The sequence below is a fragment of the Alteromonas sp. G5_S2_22_S1 genome (genome assembly GCF_054968525.1).
Window position 1 is genome coordinate 28,292 of record NZ_JBQKUJ010000008.1, and the last position, 15,640, is coordinate 43,931.

Sequence of the window (15,640 nt, forward strand, 5' to 3'; positions counted from 1 at the left end):
CGATGCAGTTATTAATTAGCTGCGTCGGCTTTTTTCAAGTAGCGCTTCCATAGTTCAGCCGTGGTGGAATTAATCATATTTGACTCAGCGTTCATCAGCATAACGTAGCCCACCTTGCGCTCTGGTGAAAACGCAACATCAGCGCGATAGCCTTTCACCCAGCCACCGTGGTAATTCAGTTTCATACCGTTTATATCGTAAATACGCCAGCCTAGTCCATAGTGAGCGTCGTCAATCATGCCGCGCCAGCCTCGACGATAGGTTTCGCGCTTAGTTCTAACCCGCTCAGTGGTAACAAAGTCCACCATTTCTTTCGACATAACGGTAGGAAATTCGCCAAGCAATGCCTGCAAGTAAATGGTCATGTCTGAAATGCTAGCGTTTACGCCAGCAGCGGGAGAAAAACGGTAATAGTTACTTTCAACTTTACCTTCACGCCACTTGTTTCTGGCAATAGCAATATGAGGGTGTGCCCAGCTGTCTGACGCTAACAGGCCACCTTTGCCTACGCTTGCTGTATTCATTCCTAACGGCGTGAATAAATTAGCCTGCATTTGTCGTGAGTACGACGTATTGTTGTTGCTGAAGTAATATTCTAGGGCACCGAAAAGAGCATTTTGATAGGTATAACACTCGCCGGGTACACACAGAGGCTCAAGTTCGCCAAGTGATTTAAGTACCCGTTCTAATGAGTAGTCTGCCTCGATAAGATTGTCGTAAGCGTTTGGCATAAAGCCACTGGATTGGCCCACTATATGCTGTAACTGTAGCGCTCCCATCCCTTTTCCGTTAAATGGAATGTCGGGTAATAACGTAGATATTGGGGTTTCCCAGCTTAACTGCTTTTTCTCTACGAGTTTGGCTGAAAGCAACGCGGTAAAGGTTTTCGAGACAGAGGCTAAACGGAACACAGTATCTTGCGTAACGCTTTCACCGCCTTTTTTTTGTGTTCTGCCATACACATAAACTCTTGGCGCTTTGCCTTGTTCGTAAAAAACAAAGGCATAGCCAGGCACGTTATACTTAGACGCTTCTTTTTTTACGTGGCTTGCGTAATCGTCTAGCCAGTCAGCGGCGGCGCTTTGTGAAACTACGAATAGCATTACTACTAGCCAGCATTGAGACAGGCACAACTTCAAGGTGCGCAAAGAGTTCAGCATACAGTCACTCGTTATGCCTGCGGAAAACCAACTCAACCACAAGGCGTTCTTTATTATTATCGCATTATTATGCGTTTAGCGGCTCTAATGATCAAATGTCGCTAATTGTGGTCACTTTTTCGTTTTTTGTTTTTATTGAGTTCTGATTTTGTCGCACGTGTTTGCTTAATGCACGATACACTATGTTTAGATAATCCAACGCGGCAGGGCGTGGCGAGTATATGTCTGACAGCAAGGCTTCCCAAAACGAGGCATTAACCGAATCGGTCTTTTCAAAGGCAAGGCTTAGCCGAGATCCCCGATTCGACGGGCGTTTCTTTGTGGGCGTAAAAACGACCGGAATATTTTGCAGGCCTATTTGCCCGGCAAGGCTCCCTAAAGAAGACAATGTCACTTATTACCAGCTTGCAGCGCAAGCGATGGCAGATGGTTATCGCCCTTGTTTTCGGTGTAGGCCTGACAGCGCGCCAAGCTCTGCCGCGTGGAAAGGCGTAGGGGCAACCGTAGGGCGGGCGTTGTCGCTCCTTTCTTCCCTTCCTACAGAGCGCGTGGGTGATATTGCGACGCGCCTTGGTATAAGCGAGCGGTATCTCAATAAGCTGGTGGTGAATGCGGTAGGTATGGGGCCTAAAAAGTTTCAAAATATGCAGCGAACGCTATTTGCTAAACAGCTTATTCAACAAACCCATTTGTCTATGACAGATATCGCTACAACAGCAGGTTATCAGTCACTTCGACAATTGCAGCGTGCGGTAGAGCAGTTCTGTGCTACCACGCCCTCTAAGCTAAGGAAAAAAGAGCCCGCTACCCAAAAGGTGATTACATTGTTTCTTTCTTATCGGCCGCCTTACAACTGGTCTTACGTCAGAGAGTTTTTAGCCGCACGCGCTATTTCAGGTATGGAAGTCGTTAGTGATAACAGCTACGGGCGCTATTTTACTTGTGGTGAAAGTGTTGGCTATTTCAACGCGGTGCATAATGAAGCTCGCCATGGCTTTGAGTTGCATATTGATATGCCAGATTTACGCAACCTGCATAAAACGATTGAAAATATCAAGCTATTACTCGACCTTCACGCTGACCCACTGCTTATTGAAGAGAGTTTAAAGCAAGCAGGCTTACCTGATAATGCGTTAACCGCGGGGTTACGGCTACCGAGCGCTTGGAGTGTATTTGAAAGTGGATGTCGCGCTATTGTAGGCCAACAAGTTAGCGTTAAAGCGGCCATCGGACAGGTTACGCTGCTGGTACATCAGTTAGGGAAAAAAGGCGCTGTATCCGACAAGTACAATACCAACTCAACAGCATACTATTGCTTCCCAACACCCGAAGCGGTTGCGGGGAATAACTTGGCGTTTCTGCGTATGCCGCAAGCAAGAAAAGAGGCTGTGCGGCAGTTTGCCTGTTTATTTTTGAATGATAAGGTACCAAACCACAAGGAAATACTGGCAATAAAGGGGGTGGGGCCCTGGACGTTAGATTATTTGAAAATGAGAGGTGAGCGAAACCCTGACGTTTACCTTGAAGGCGATTTAATTGTGCGAAAAATGGCGCAGCTATATCCTGTAGAACCTGCACAGGCCGCACCATGGCGTAGCTATTTAACCCTTCAGTTGTGGCAACTTAGCAATCAACAAAAAGAGGTCTAGCATGATATACACAGCGTCGATAAAAAGCCCCCAAGGGCTCGTTGAAGTGTGCGCCAATAACAAAGGGGTGACTTCTATTGCCTTTATTAACGACGACGCTAATTTACTGGCCGCAGGTGTCAAAGAAGCGGAGCAACAAACGAACGACATAACCACGGAAGCTTGCCGGCAGTTAGCTGCTTATTTTAATAAAAAGCTAAAAGACTTTGACCTGCCTTTAGACCACAAGGGCACGGCATTTCAGCAGCAAGTGTGGACGGCTCTGTTACAGGTGCAATACGGGGATACTGCTAGCTATTTAGACATTGCAAAAACTATTGGGAACCCAAAGGCTGTCCGTGCTGTAGGGATGGCTAATGGTCGTAATCCTATTGCTATCGTGGTGCCTTGTCATCGTATAATTGGCAGTAACAAAACCCTCACGGGCTATGCGGGCGGTTTATCGCGTAAACAATATTTACTGAATTTAGAAGGAGCCCAAGGGGTGCTGTGGTGATAAGAGAATGGCAATAAAAGATATTATCTCGCTATTGGTGTTAGCAGGTATTTGGGGCGGGTCGTTTATCTTTATGCGCGTGGCCGCGCCAGAATTTGGCATTTATGTATTAGTGGCCATTCGAACGTTACTGGCAACGGCAGTGCTACTTCCCCTTTTGATGTTACGTGGTTCGGTGAAAGAGATTAAACATCACTGGCTGGCCATTGCCTTAGTAGGTATGGCGAACACGGCCATCCCCTTTGTGTTGTTCAATTACAGCAGTCTGCACCTAGAAGCCGGTGTAAACGCGATTTTAAACGCCACCGCGCCCATGTTCGGCGCTATTGTGGCATGGCTATGGCTTGATGACAGGCTCAGTAAGTCTGCTGTAGCTGGGCTTTTTGTGGGCTTCTTAGGCGTAACAGTGATTAGTCAGCAGAAGTTAGGAGAGGGAGCCGTAAGCTTTCTGCCTATTCTCACTGCGCTGCTTGCCACAACGGGGTATGGTATTGCTGCGTGTATGATGAAAAAGTGGCTGCAAGGGGTTAAACCTTTGGTTGTAGCAACAGGTAGTCAGGCTATGGCCAGCGTTATGTTGGCGCCGTTCGCGCTAGCCACTTTGCCCGATACTATGCCAAGCGCCAATGCGTGGGTCAACGCGGTAGCACTGGCCGTTGGCGGAACGGGAATCGCGTATATTCTGTACTTCAAGCTCATCGCCGATATAGGCCCAGCCAAAGCCATTACGGTGGCTTATTTGGTCCCGCTGTTTGGTATTATTTGGGGCGTACTATTTCTGCAAGAGCACTTGTCAATACAAACGATAGTTGGCGGCTTAATGATTCTATTTGGCGTGGCGTTAACCACAGGCGTTCTCAAACGAAAACGCCTTAAAGTTAAACCTGCTTGAGGGCTAGTCGATTAACTGCATTCTAACTAGGTTGCTGCCGTCGCGCTTTGCTTGGTAAAGCGCGTCTTCAGCATGGGCAGTCACCTCATGCATCGCTCTTGGCGAAGCCGTATATGAAATACCAATTGAGGCGGTAATCACCACATCTGGCAATTCTTGTAAAGGTGGTAGGGTGGCAATGCCATGGCGAAGGTTGTGTGCTATATCAAAAGCAACGTGAGGCCCCGTGTGTGGCAACAGAATAATGAACTCCGCGCTGCTCCACCTGCCTAACACGTCCTGCTCTCGCATCTGTTCAGCCAAGTAAGCCACAATTTTATCTAAAATATCATCACCAGCATTGCGCCCATGTGCATCAACGATATCGCTAAACTCATCCACGCTTATCAACATCACGCTTAATGACTTATGCTCAGCTAACAAGCTTTTATAAATAAGCTGCAGATTGTCTTTCTCTGGCAGTCGGTTGCTGTGGCGCACTACTAAGTCTGGCTGCATGTCTTTTCTAAAATAATAAAGTAAATTGTAGATGAGCAAGAACAGCGAGAAAACAACAACTAATAATGTGACTACACTGAAAATAAAGGCTTGAGAAATTTCAGCCTGACGGTCTTCCAAGGGACTTAAAAGAAACACTGTCCACCCAAATTGATTGAGTTTCACCTCGGCGATGAGGAAATCTTTCTGGTCGATAGTAACCAGCTTATTGTTCAGTGCCTGTTCGTTTTGAATAGCTAACGGAAGGCTGGCATACCAAGGTAATTCAGATAAATTGGTAAAGTCTGAATACGAAGCAATAAGGCTGGGATCAGAGGACAACATGATATCTCCCTCACCATCGACAAATAAAAAGTCGTATCCGTACTCTTGCTTGTAAGTATCAAAAATTTCGATGAAGCTGCGCAGGCTTTTGCCTACACCAAAAAAGCCTAAGAATCGCCCGTCTTCATCGTGAATTTTAATATCAATATAGAAATGCGTGTCTTCCCACTTACCTATATCTGCAACAGCATCGGCGGGGTAGTCACGATATTTGAAGTACCAGCTAACTTCACCTTCTATTAAGTTGATGATGCTGCCGTCGGAGTTGTATTGCTTTCTATCCGCTTCACTGGCAATGAAAAACGACAAACCAAACTCATTTTCCAGACGTTCGAGGGTTTTGAAGACCGCTTGCTGGTCTATGGTTTCGCCGTCTAGCAAGTCTACGAGTTCAGTGGAATGACCTAACGCTTCTGAAATGTGTAATGGTTTTAGCAGTTGCTCTACAATCAGTGATATTGCAGGCGAAAGTGACTGTTGTTGCGCGCGACTTTGCTCGGCAACAATTTTTGAAATACTGAAGTGAACAAGCGTTACGATTGCGATAACCACTACCGCAAATAACACTAATATACTTCTATGTAGTGTACGAAATGTGTTCACAGACTGCGCATGCTCCCTTGCCTGACTGAATCTAACTCAAGTTGCAAGTATACCTGTTGCAAATATGAACTACTAGGTGGTTCACCTTAACTTTATACTAAATAACAAGGTGAAGATCGCAGTACAACACCATAAGGGCCACGTTAGTTGTAAATCAGTCGCTGACAACGTGTTGGGGCTTGGTTACACTAGGCGTCGATTTTCATTCTCTTTGCGAAATAAAGGAATTATATGGCTTTTTCAGTGGTTGTTTTAGCGGCGGGTAAAGGTACCCGTATGAAGTCTTCGTTACCTAAGGTATTACATAAAGTGGGCGGTGTACCTATGGTGCAGCGAATCATTAATACCGTGAGATCGCTTGGCGCTGACAACATTCATTTAGTGTACGGTCACGGAGGCGACCAGCTAAAAGCAACGGTAGTTGAAGAGAACCTAAACTGGTGCTTGCAGGCCGAACAGTTAGGCACAGGTCACGCGGTACAACAGGCTGCGCCACATATTAATGATGACGAAGACGTATTGATTCTGGTAGGCGATGCGCCACTTATTCGCGAAGACACCTTAAGTGCACTAAAAGCGGTAAAAGAAAGCTGCGATTTAGCGTTGCTTACGGTGAACCTAGATGACCCAACAGGAATGGGCCGCATTATTCGTGAAAACGATAATATTACCGCTATTGTCGAGCATAAAGATGCCACAGAGGCGCAGCGCGCCATTAAAGAAATTAATACCGGCATGATGATGATGTCCGGTGCGGACCTTAAGCGCTGGTTGGGCGAATTAAGTAATGATAATGCACAAGGTGAGTACTATCTTACTGACGTTATTGCTATGGCTGCATCTGAAGGTAAACGCATTCAGTCTGCTCAGCCTCAATCTGCAGTTGAAGTGGAAGGGGTTAATAACCGATTACAACTTGCTAATTTGGAACGCGCCCTTCAAAACCGTCAAGCTGACGAGCTAATGACAAATGGTGTAACGTTACTCGACCCTTCGCGATTCGACTTACGCGGTACCCTTCAAACAGGTAACGATGTGATTATCGACGTAAATGTGATTGTTGAAGGAGACGTTACCCTTGGCAATAACGTAGAGATTGGCGCTAACTGTATTTTACGTAACTGTACAATTGCCGACAATGCGGTTATCGAAGCCAATTCAATTATTGAAGAAGCCCGTGTAGGCGAAGCGTGTACAGTAGGCCCATACGCAAGACTTCGCCCGGGCGCGGTAATGCAGAAAAATGCCAAAGTGGGCAACTTTGTAGAAATGAAAAAAGCGGTATTAGGTGAAGGTGCAAAAGCCAACCATCTAACTTATTTAGGTGATGCAGAAGTTGGCGCTAAAGCCAATATCGGTGCAGGTACGATTACGTGCAATTACGACGGCGTGAACAAATCCAAAACAGTGATAGGTGAAAATGCCTTCATTGGCTCTAACTCATCGCTTGTTGCGCCGGTAAATATAGGTAAAGGTGCCACAGTCGGTGCGGGTTCTGTCATCACCTCTACGGTAGATGAAGCCGCTCTTGCGGTTGCCCGTGGTAAACAGCGCAATATTCCAAACTGGCCACGACCTACCAAAAAATAAGACACGTTGTCGTATCCACACAGAGTATTAGCTAATTAAGGGTTCGGGCTAGCAAACACGGTTTGTGCGTTGCTGGCCCTAATACCGTCATACACACCACTATCACGGGTGCCGCGTTAAGGTGCTGCCCCCTTCTAATAATGAACCTTCTTCGTTTCTCATCATCTTTTATAACTGATAGTGTGTATTTACTTACTTCAAAATAATCTTTATACAAGGAGCTGTAATGATATCTACATTACTCGTTGGTTTTGGATTTTCAGCCACCACTTTCCATTTACCGTTCCTCAACTATCTGCCGCAGTTCTCAGTCGATGTGGTTATTTCCTCAAAGCCCGACACGGTAAAAGCGCTTTTGCCTCATGCAGAAGTGTATAGTTCACTAGAAGAAGCGCTTAAAATTCACGATGTAGATTTGGTGGTCATTACCACTCCGAATCACCTGCATGCACCGCAGGCTGAGCTTGCACTTGTCCATAACTGTCATGTGTTAGTCGAAAAGCCTTTCACATTAAGTAGCAGTGACGCTGAAGCGTTAGTCGCTCTTGCAAAAACAAAAGAAAAACAGCTTTGCGTTTATCACAATAGGCGCTTTGACGGTGACTTTCTTACCATTAAGCAGTTAATTCACGATGGTAAGCTTGGTGACATTAAACGGTTGGAGAGTCGGTTTGACCGATTTCGCCCGATGCCTCGCGACAGATGGCGTGAAAATGCAGGGCCGGGCAGCGGGATCTTTTGGGATTTAGGCCCGCACCTTATAGATCAAGCATTACAGCTTTTCGGCGAGCCTGAAAAAGTGTCGGCCAATATTTTAGCATTGCGCGAAAACGGGCAGTCAGACGACACGTTTGACATAACGCTTCACTACAGCGATAAAGTCGTAAAGCTTGGCAGCTCAGCTTTTCAGGCTGGCGCAACCCTGCGTTACGACTTGCAAGGCACAAAAGGCAGCTTTCGAAAATTCTATTTAGACCCCCAAGAAGATCAGCTCCGTGCAGGGTTGTCTTTTGATGATGAAAACTGGGCGAAAACAAAAGAAGAACAGCATGGTGTTCTTGTCGTTGCAAACCACAGCGGCGCGCTAGAGGAAGAAACCATTGAAACTTTCAAAGGTGAATACCTGACGTTCTTTAACCGTCTTGCCCATGCTATTGAAGACGGTAACTTTTCGCCTGCCGACGCCAGCACGGTGATCCCTGTTATTAAGATCATTGAATTAGCAATGAACGCCAATGAGCAAAATAAAGCGTTGCCGTTTAATTAAACAATTCTCTTGATCGAAGTTTCAATTTAACTTACGATGCTTTCACTTTAAAACTCATAACTTTCGTTTTGAAAGTTATGAGTAATATTGCGGTTAGTTTTTATCGTTGGGTTACGTGCCTGTTTAAATACTTGATAAGCAGCCCGCAAAAGCATCGAGGTATCGTTGAAAAGTAGCAAACCAGTTGAGCAGCGCCGCCAGCAAATTGTGGCGTGGGTGAAAAAGCAAGGTCAATCTCAAGTTGAAGATTTGGCCGTGCGTTTTGCTACCTCTGAAGTCACCATCAGAAAAGACCTTGCAGCACTTTCACAGCAAGGCTTGCTCATTCGTCAGTTTGGTGGCGCAGTGCCTGTACCAGCTACTGCCTCTCATTCTGACACTGCTCAACCTAGTATCAACGAAGCCAATGCAAATCACGCTATCAGCCCGGCAATAAATGCCATAGGAAAGTGCGCAGCAAGCTTGATTAAGCCGGGGAGCAAGTTAGTGATAGATTGCGGCTCTACTACTGCATCAGTTTTGCCCCACCTAGCGCAAGTCGACGATTTAGTGGTCATGACCAACACCCTGTCGACGGCCAATTATCTTACCCAAAGCGAGAAAGAACCCACCGTATTAATGGTAGGTGGCACGTGGGATACGCAGTCACAGTCATTTCAGGGCGCCATGGCCGAACAGCTGGTGAGCGCCTATAGTTTTGATATTGCGTTCATTGGCGCAGCGGGTATAGACGTAAACCGAGGCACCACTACTTTTAACGAGCTTATTGGCGTGACGCGAGCTATGGCAGCGGCGGCCGGTAAGGTTGTGGTATTAGCCAGTTCAAAAAAACTAACGCACAAAATGCCGAATCTTGAACTGAGCTGGAAAAGCATTTCTGTTTTGATCACTGATGAAGGCATTAGCGATGAAGACAAACTTAATATTGAAAATCAGGGCGTGACAGTCATCGTTGCCGTGCCCGCTGGAGAGTAATTATGTGTGGAATTGTTGGCGCTGTTGCCGAACGTAATGTCGTTGAGATCCTTCTTGAAGGACTAAAAAGGCTGGAGTATCGCGGCTACGATTCAGCCGGTGTAGCTTTACTTAAAAACGACGGCACGCTCACCCGTATTCGCCGCACGGGCAAAGTGCAAGAGTTAGCCGATGCCGTTGCAGAAGGCGAAGCCTTGGGAACTACAGGTATTGCACATACCCGTTGGGCAACTCACGGCGGTGTGACAGAAGCGAACGCTCACCCTCATTTCTCAACCGAGCGCGTAGCCGTGGTTCACAACGGTATTATTGAAAACTACGTGAACTTAAAAGGGCAGCTTAAAGAGCAAGGCTACACCTTTACCAGCGACACCGATACCGAGACCATTGCGCACACCGTGCATGAAGAGCTTAAGTCGGGCAAAGCCCTGCTTGATGCAGTACAAAGCGCGGTAAAAACTTTTCACGGTGCTTATGGCACAGTGATTATGGATAAAGAAGATCCAAGTCGCGTGGTGGTAGCGCGTTCAGGCAGCCCGCTCGTTATTGGTTTAGGGCTTGGCGAAAACTTTATTGCGTCAGACCAAATGGCGCTATTGCCGGTTACCCGCCGCTTTATCTTTTTAGAAGAGGGTGATGTAGCCGAAATTACCCGTCGCGACGTAAAGATTTTCGATAAAGACGGCAATGCTGTTGAGCGTGAAGTGGTTGAGTCAAACGTAGAACATGACGCTGGTGACAAAGCGGGTTACCGCCACTATATGCTTAAGGAAATTCACGAGCAGCCAACGGTAGTGCGCAACGCCTTAAAAGATCGTATTGATGAAAACGGCCTTACCGCGGATGTATTCGGCAAAGGCGCTGATGAGATTTTCAAAAAGGTAAAGCACGTACAAATTATTGCCTGTGGTACAAGTTATCACGCAGGGATGACCGCTCGCTATTGGTTAGAGCAATACGCTAATGTGTCGTGTAACGTGGAAATTGCCTCTGAGTTTCGCTACCGCAAGTCTGTAGTGCATCCAAATAGCTTGCTTATCACCATTTCTCAATCGGGCGAGACTGCCGATACGTTAGCCGCACTGCGCTTGGCGAAAGAGCTTGGTTATATGTCGAGCCTCACCATTTGCAACGTACAAGGCTCGTCGCTGGTTCGCGAATCTGACCTTGCTTTTATGACCCGCGCGGGTGCGGAAATAGGCGTTGCGTCTACCAAAGCCTTTACCACACAGCTTGCTGCTTTCTTAATGCTGACACTGGCGTTAGGCAAAGAGAATGGGATGTCAGATACCGATACCAACGCCATTGTTTCAGCGCTTCACAGCCTGCCGGCGAAGCTAGAAGAAACACTGGCAATTACTGGCGGTATTGAAGATTTAGCCGAAGAATTTGCTGATAAAAATCACAGCTTGTTCTTAGGTCGTGGTGACCAATACCCCATTGCGATGGAAGGCGCGCTTAAGCTTAAAGAAATTTCTTACATTCACGCAGAAGCTTATGCCTCAGGTGAGTTGAAACACGGCCCGCTTGCGCTTATCGACGATGAAATGCCGGTTATTGTGGTGGCGCCGAACAACGAATTACTAGAAAAGCTTAAATCTAACGTTGAAGAAGTGCGCGCCCGCGGCGGCATCATGTATGTATTTGCTGATAAAGATGCAGCCTTTGCAGGTGATGAAACCATGCGTGTTATCGATGTGCCACACTGCGAGGCGCCAATAGCACCTATCATCTACACCTTGCCGCTACAATTATTGAGTTACTACGTAGCGTTAATTAAAGGTACGGATGTTGACCAACCACGTAACTTGGCGAAGTCGGTTACGGTGGAATAACTCAACGCTATTAAAGCAACTCTATTTGCTTAAAAACAAAGCCTGCGAATGACAAAATCGCAGGCTTTTTCGTGTATTGATTGCGGTCTCTGAGAGAAAGTAAAACGGCATGGTGCCTACACACCTCTTTATTGTTCGCCACTTCATCGACAAACCCTACCCGCCCGTCTTACATAACTAAAACAACCGTTGTAAAACGGACGACACGTTCATACTTATAAGTCATTACCAATTTTCCACATTGCGAGGCAACATGGCTATACCCTATTCATTGCTAGACTTAGCGCCAATATCTGAAGGGTTTGGCGTTAAAGACGCGCTAAACAACTCGAAGCTGATGGCAGTTGAAGCTGAGCGCAGTGGCTACGAGCGTGTATGGTTGGCCGAGCATCACGGCATGCACGGCGTGGCGAGTTCGGCTACCTCTGTCGTGCTAGCCCACATTGGCAATGCTACCTCTAGCATCAAGATTGGTGCAGGTGGCATTATGCTGCCTAACCATGCACCTTTGGTAATTGCAGAGCAATTTGGCACCTTAGCGGAGTTGTTTCCTGGGCGTGTAGAGTTAGGTCTTGGCCGCGCTCCCGGCACGGATATGGCCACTGCAAGGGCACTTCGTCGTAATTTACAAAGCGATGTGGATAATTATCCTCAAGACATTCAAGAGCTACAGCACTATCTTGGCACACCACAAGACAGTCAGCCAATTGTGGCCGTACCAGGGGCTGATACCCACGTACCGCTATGGCTGCTAGGTTCTAGCCTTTACAGTGCGCAAGTAGCGGCGAAGATGGGCTTGCCTTATTCGTTTGCCTCCCATTTTGCGCCCGATGCGCTATTCGATGCACTGCATGTCTACCGCAATATGTTTAAGCCTTCATCGCAATTGTCAGCACCACAAGCCATGGCAGGTGTCATGGTGGTGATTGCAGAGACTGATGAAGAAGCTGAGCTTTTATTTACTTCGGTAAAGCAGCAGTTTATGAATATGCGCCGGGGCTTAAACAAGCCCTTTGCCAAGCCGATGGCAGACTTTGATAACTATTGCACTGCATCAGATGAAGCAATGCTAGCTAACGTACTTAGGTACGCCTTGGTGGGGTCGAAGGAGACGGTGAAGGAAAAGCTCAACGACTTCGTAGAGGCGACACAAATTGATGAGATTATTGTTTCTATGCCAATTTACGACATAGATGCTCGTTTGTTCAGTGTTAAGGCGTTTGCGGACATCGCTACCTAATTCACGGACCGTTATTACCAGTTCTCGCTCGTTGGTTATAACTTCTCCTATGCATAACCGTCGAATAACTTTATGATACGACTTTAGTCGCGTTTTTCAGTTGTTTGTTTAAGGTTAGCAATCATGACAAAGGTCAGCGTTTCCTTGTTGTTTACGTTCTTTTCTCTCGTGTTAAGTGCAAGGGCTGCATGGGCGAGCGAGACGATTGACCTTGTTATAATAGAAACCCTACCTGTCCCCATTGTTACCGAATCGCGTGTGGAATTCGAAAAAGAATTAGCGCGTATCATGCCAGACCATGAACTCAATATAACGATATACAACGCCGAAGGTTCAGAAATTCGAGCAAAAGCTATCCTAAAAGAACTGGCGGATAAGCCGGCACCCGATCTTATTGTTTCGGCAGCTACACTTGCTACTCGTGCGTTAAATGCGTCAGATGACTTTCTTGATGTGCCAAAACTATTCATGGTTGTTTCGGCGCCGGTGGAAGAGGGCATAGTGCCGGCGATTGGCGCAATCAGTAAGCGCAATATGACGGGTGAGTCCCATGTGCTAGATGCAAAAGTAAAGCTTGATATGTTGGAAGGTGTGCTAAAAGCATCTAAACCGGATGCACCGCTGACTATCGGGTTAGTACATTCTACCTACCCATCTTCAAGTAATTTGGTTAATCAACTGCTTACGATAGACGGTCAATATAAAAACATTAACTTGGTGCCCATCAGTACCCCATATTTAGAGGGTGATGCAGGGCTTCTAGAAATGACGGATAGAATTACTGATATTTTACAGGAAAAAGCGATTGAGCTGGATGGTTACTGGCTTTCTTCAGGTCCACTGGCCGTAGCCTCCAATTTGGTGAAAAAAGTAAAAAAAGAAACCGGGTTACTCCCTTTGTTCGCAGAAAGTATTGCAGCGGTTAAAGAGGGTGCGCTAATTGGCGTGGTTTCAGAGCCAAGCAGCATAGGAAAGTCAGCGGCAAGAAAAGCGAAACTGATATTAGAAAAAAAATCGGCGATGGAGATTCCGGTGGTGAAAATGGACACCTACTCAGTAGCCGTAAATGTCTCTACGGCAATTCAGCTGCAATTGCCCATCCCCTCAAGCTATTTAAAGCTTTCCAAAGAACATGTGTATCAATAAGGCCTAGTTAGAAGTAAGTATGCGTATTAAATCGAAACTATTGATTATTTACATTCCAATTTTGTTAATTGGAATGGCACTTACAGGGTATTGGGCCTACTTAACGGCGTACGACTCGGTAAGAGAAAGAGAGTATCAGCTGCTTACTCAAACGCTCTCGTTAAACGTACTTGAAATCATTGATGAGCGCCGTGACTTGCTTATTGAATCTGGCTTAGAGAACGTGCCGGTATTTAGGGATGCCTATCAAAAAGAGGTATTTGAAGAATTAAAGTCACTTCATCAAACCACTGATAGACACTTCGCAATAACCGATAAAAGCACTGAAACGGTAATTTTTAGCACCATGACGCGCCCGTTGGTGCTTGATGTTGAAAACGCCAATAAGGCTACCATTGCAAATCGCAGCGTGGCGTTCGGAGAGTCTAACGTCAACGATGCTGACGTGCTGTTTGCCTGCGCTGAATTCGCGCCCTGGAATTGGAAAGTTACGATTTTACAGCCGGCCGATTCGCTTCAATCTTCTTTGTCTACCATCGCGTCGCTCACCTCTTTAGTTACGTTGTTTGCGGTGGTTATTGTCAGCCTTTTAATGGGCAAAGTGACGCAAGTCTTTGTGGTATCTCCCATCGAGAAAATTAAATCTGCTGCAAGTCGAATTGCTTTAGATCATAAGAAGGTCAATATTGACCTACAGCAAAATGACGAGTTAGGTCGCCTTGCTAGAGACGTAGAAGCGATGTCTGGTGAGATTGAGCAGTATGTTGCACAAGCGCAGCAAGCTAACCGCGCGAAGACCGATTTTCTTGCGGTAATGAGTCATGAAATACGTACGCCACTTAATGGAATACAAGGGCTTGCAACACTGCTTCTTGATACCCCTTTAACAGAAAAGCAGCATCAATATGCAAGTGACCTCAAGTCATCAGCCTCAATACTTGCTACGGTAATTAACGATGTGCTGGACTTGTCTAAAATTGAATCGGGTATGTCAGAGATAGATGTTACTGAGTTTGCTCTTGATAATATGCTCCGCGATTTGATTACACTATTAGGTACCAATGCAAGCGCTAATAATACAAGGCTTGTTTATACCAGCAAAAATATGGACTCGGTGGCGGTAACCAGTGACATCACGAAGCTTCGCCAAATCATTATTAACTTAGTGAGTAACGCGATTAAGTTTACTCACAAAGGTACGGTAAGTATCTCTGCCAAACTAAAAAAACCGTCCACAGAAGAGGTGTGCGAAAACCGTTTGGTGGTTGCCGTCAAAGACACGGGTATTGGTATTGAACCAGACCGCTTAGAGCATATTTTCGATAAATTTACGCAATCAGACTCTTCAATAACCCGCGAATATGGCGGGACCGGGCTTGGGCTTGCCATTGCAAGACAGCTAGCACAGCTGTTAGGTGGTGATATTAAGGTCGTTAGTAAAGTTGGCGAAGGGTCGTGCTTTACGGTTACCGCAAATGTACAGTCTCGATTGAAGGTTGAATCTTCTACGCATTTAGATGAAGGGCGTGATGTACAAGGTGCTAGCGTACCAGCGGGGCTAAAAGTTTTGTTAGCAGAAGACAACGCAATTAACGCTGTTGTAGCTCAAGCCCTTTTAGAGCAGCTTCAGTGTGACGTTGAGCATGTTGATAATGGGTTGAAAGCCACCGCGCGCGTTGAAGAGGGCGGCATAGATGTGGTCTTTATGGATGTGCATATGCCGGTTATGGACGGTATAGAGGCCACTAAGCGCATTCGAAAGCTTGACGGTACACTTGGCCAGATCCCGGTGATTGGGCTTACCGCAGAAGCCTTCAAAGAGCGTCATATCGCATTTAAAGAAGCGGGTATGGACGATATTGTAACGAAACCTGTGACTATTGAAGCGTTACAAGAAAGTCTATTGAAACTGGCGATTGGGCAAGAAGTTACTGATAATAGTTAAGGTTATGCAAGCGTAAACCA

At 46.3% G+C, this 15,640-nt stretch carries 12 protein-coding genes; 10 read left to right on the forward strand and 2 right to left on the reverse strand.

Annotated elements, in window-relative coordinates; translation table 11 throughout:
* Positions 1 to 11: 11 nt before the first annotated feature.
* Entirely contained in the window at positions 12 to 1,160 is a 1,149-nt protein-coding gene (locus tag ACTRWF_RS10300; RefSeq protein ID WP_015068414.1) for a serine hydrolase domain-containing protein, read from the reverse strand.
* A 221-nt stretch (positions 1,161 to 1,381) separates the two neighbouring features.
* Here ACTRWF_RS10300 and ACTRWF_RS10305 point away from each other — a divergent pair, with 221 nt between their 5' ends.
* Genes ACTRWF_RS10305 through ACTRWF_RS10315 form a run of 3 tightly spaced genes read left to right on the forward strand, consistent with a single transcriptional unit; the run spans position 1,382 to position 4,197 of the window.
* Entirely contained in the window at positions 1,382 to 2,809 is a 1,428-nt protein-coding gene (locus tag ACTRWF_RS10305) for an AlkA N-terminal domain-containing protein (RefSeq protein ID WP_462835518.1), read from the forward strand.
* 1 nt (position 2,810) lies between these two features.
* A complete protein-coding gene (locus tag ACTRWF_RS10310; protein WP_020746813.1) occupies positions 2,811 to 3,305 on the forward strand; it encodes a methylated-DNA--[protein]-cysteine S-methyltransferase in 495 nt (164 codons plus the stop codon).
* A 7-nt stretch (positions 3,306 to 3,312) separates the two neighbouring features.
* The gene (locus ACTRWF_RS10315) at positions 3,313 to 4,197 is read left to right on the forward strand and encodes a DMT family transporter (protein ID WP_012520058.1); all 885 of its coding nucleotides are present in this window, start codon (positions 3,313 to 3,315) and stop codon (positions 4,195 to 4,197) included.
* Positions 4,198 to 4,200: 3 nt separating this feature from the next.
* On the opposite strand, the gene ACTRWF_RS10320 is transcribed toward ACTRWF_RS10315, so the two are convergent.
* Positions 4,201 to 5,622: a sensor domain-containing diguanylate cyclase gene (locus tag ACTRWF_RS10320; RefSeq protein ID WP_348681123.1), complete on the reverse strand. Its 1,422-nt coding sequence runs from the start codon at positions 5,620 to 5,622 to the stop codon at positions 4,201 to 4,203.
* A 231-nt stretch (positions 5,623 to 5,853) separates the two neighbouring features.
* On the opposite strand from ACTRWF_RS10320, the gene glmU reads away from it, so the two are divergent.
* The 7 genes from glmU to ACTRWF_RS10355 all read left to right on the forward strand — a co-directional run bounded on the left by glmU (position 5,854) and on the right by ACTRWF_RS10355 (position 15,620).
* Positions 5,854 to 7,212, forward strand: coding sequence for a bifunctional UDP-N-acetylglucosamine diphosphorylase/glucosamine-1-phosphate N-acetyltransferase GlmU (glmU, locus tag ACTRWF_RS10325; protein WP_012520056.1), 1,359 nt, complete (start codon positions 5,854 to 5,856; stop codon positions 7,210 to 7,212).
* A 226-nt stretch (positions 7,213 to 7,438) separates the two neighbouring features.
* Positions 7,439 to 8,479: a Gfo/Idh/MocA family oxidoreductase gene (locus tag ACTRWF_RS10330; protein ID WP_015068410.1), complete on the forward strand. Its 1,041-nt coding sequence runs from the start codon at positions 7,439 to 7,441 to the stop codon at positions 8,477 to 8,479.
* Positions 8,480 to 8,644: 165 nt separating this feature from the next.
* A complete protein-coding gene (locus tag ACTRWF_RS10335; RefSeq protein ID WP_462835519.1) occupies positions 8,645 to 9,454 on the forward strand; it encodes a DeoR family transcriptional regulator in 810 nt (269 codons plus the stop codon).
* Positions 9,455 to 9,456: 2 nt separating this feature from the next.
* Positions 9,457 to 11,289, forward strand: a complete 1,833-nt coding sequence (gene glmS, locus ACTRWF_RS10340) for a glutamine--fructose-6-phosphate transaminase (isomerizing) (protein WP_015068408.1) — start codon at positions 9,457 to 9,459, stop codon at positions 11,287 to 11,289.
* Between the two features lie 253 nt (positions 11,290 to 11,542).
* On the forward strand, positions 11,543 to 12,529 hold the full coding sequence (locus ACTRWF_RS10345; RefSeq protein WP_020744507.1) for an LLM class flavin-dependent oxidoreductase: 987 nt from the start codon (positions 11,543 to 11,545) through the stop codon (positions 12,527 to 12,529).
* A gap of 123 nt (positions 12,530 to 12,652) precedes the next feature.
* Complete coding sequence (locus ACTRWF_RS10350) at positions 12,653 to 13,675, forward strand: ABC transporter substrate binding protein (RefSeq protein ID WP_462835520.1); 1,023 nt, start codon at positions 12,653 to 12,655, stop codon at positions 13,673 to 13,675.
* Positions 13,676 to 13,694: 19 nt separating this feature from the next.
* Positions 13,695 to 15,620: an ATP-binding protein gene (locus ACTRWF_RS10355; protein ID WP_012520008.1), complete on the forward strand. Its 1,926-nt coding sequence runs from the start codon at positions 13,695 to 13,697 to the stop codon at positions 15,618 to 15,620.
* The last annotated feature ends 20 nt before the right edge of the window (positions 15,621 to 15,640 follow it).

What these genes read in the sequence shown, in the direction of transcription:
- ACTRWF_RS10310 (WP_020746813.1), top strand. Translation starts at nt 2,811, where the DNA reads ATGATATACACAGCGTCGATAAAAAGCCCCCAAGGGCTCGTTGAAGTG.
- glmS (WP_015068408.1), top strand. Translation starts at nt 9,457, where the DNA reads ATGTGTGGAATTGTTGGCGCTGTTGCCGAACGTAATGTCGTTGAGATC.
- ACTRWF_RS10315 (WP_012520058.1), top strand. Translation starts at nt 3,313, where the DNA reads ATGGCAATAAAAGATATTATCTCGCTATTGGTGTTAGCAGGTATTTGG.
- ACTRWF_RS10345 (WP_020744507.1), top strand. Translation starts at nt 11,543, where the DNA reads ATGGCTATACCCTATTCATTGCTAGACTTAGCGCCAATATCTGAAGGG.
- ACTRWF_RS10355 (WP_012520008.1), top strand. Translation starts at nt 13,695, where the DNA reads ATGCGTATTAAATCGAAACTATTGATTATTTACATTCCAATTTTGTTA.
- ACTRWF_RS10330 (WP_015068410.1), top strand. Translation starts at nt 7,439, where the DNA reads ATGATATCTACATTACTCGTTGGTTTTGGATTTTCAGCCACCACTTTC.
- ACTRWF_RS10305 (WP_462835518.1), top strand. Translation starts at nt 1,382, where the DNA reads ATGTCTGACAGCAAGGCTTCCCAAAACGAGGCATTAACCGAATCGGTC.
- ACTRWF_RS10350 (WP_462835520.1), top strand. Translation starts at nt 12,653, where the DNA reads ATGACAAAGGTCAGCGTTTCCTTGTTGTTTACGTTCTTTTCTCTCGTG.
- ACTRWF_RS10300 (WP_015068414.1), bottom strand. Translation starts at nt 1,160, where the DNA reads ATGCTGAACTCTTTGCGCACCTTGAAGTTGTGCCTGTCTCAATGCTGG.
- glmU (WP_012520056.1), top strand. Translation starts at nt 5,854, where the DNA reads ATGGCTTTTTCAGTGGTTGTTTTAGCGGCGGGTAAAGGTACCCGTATG.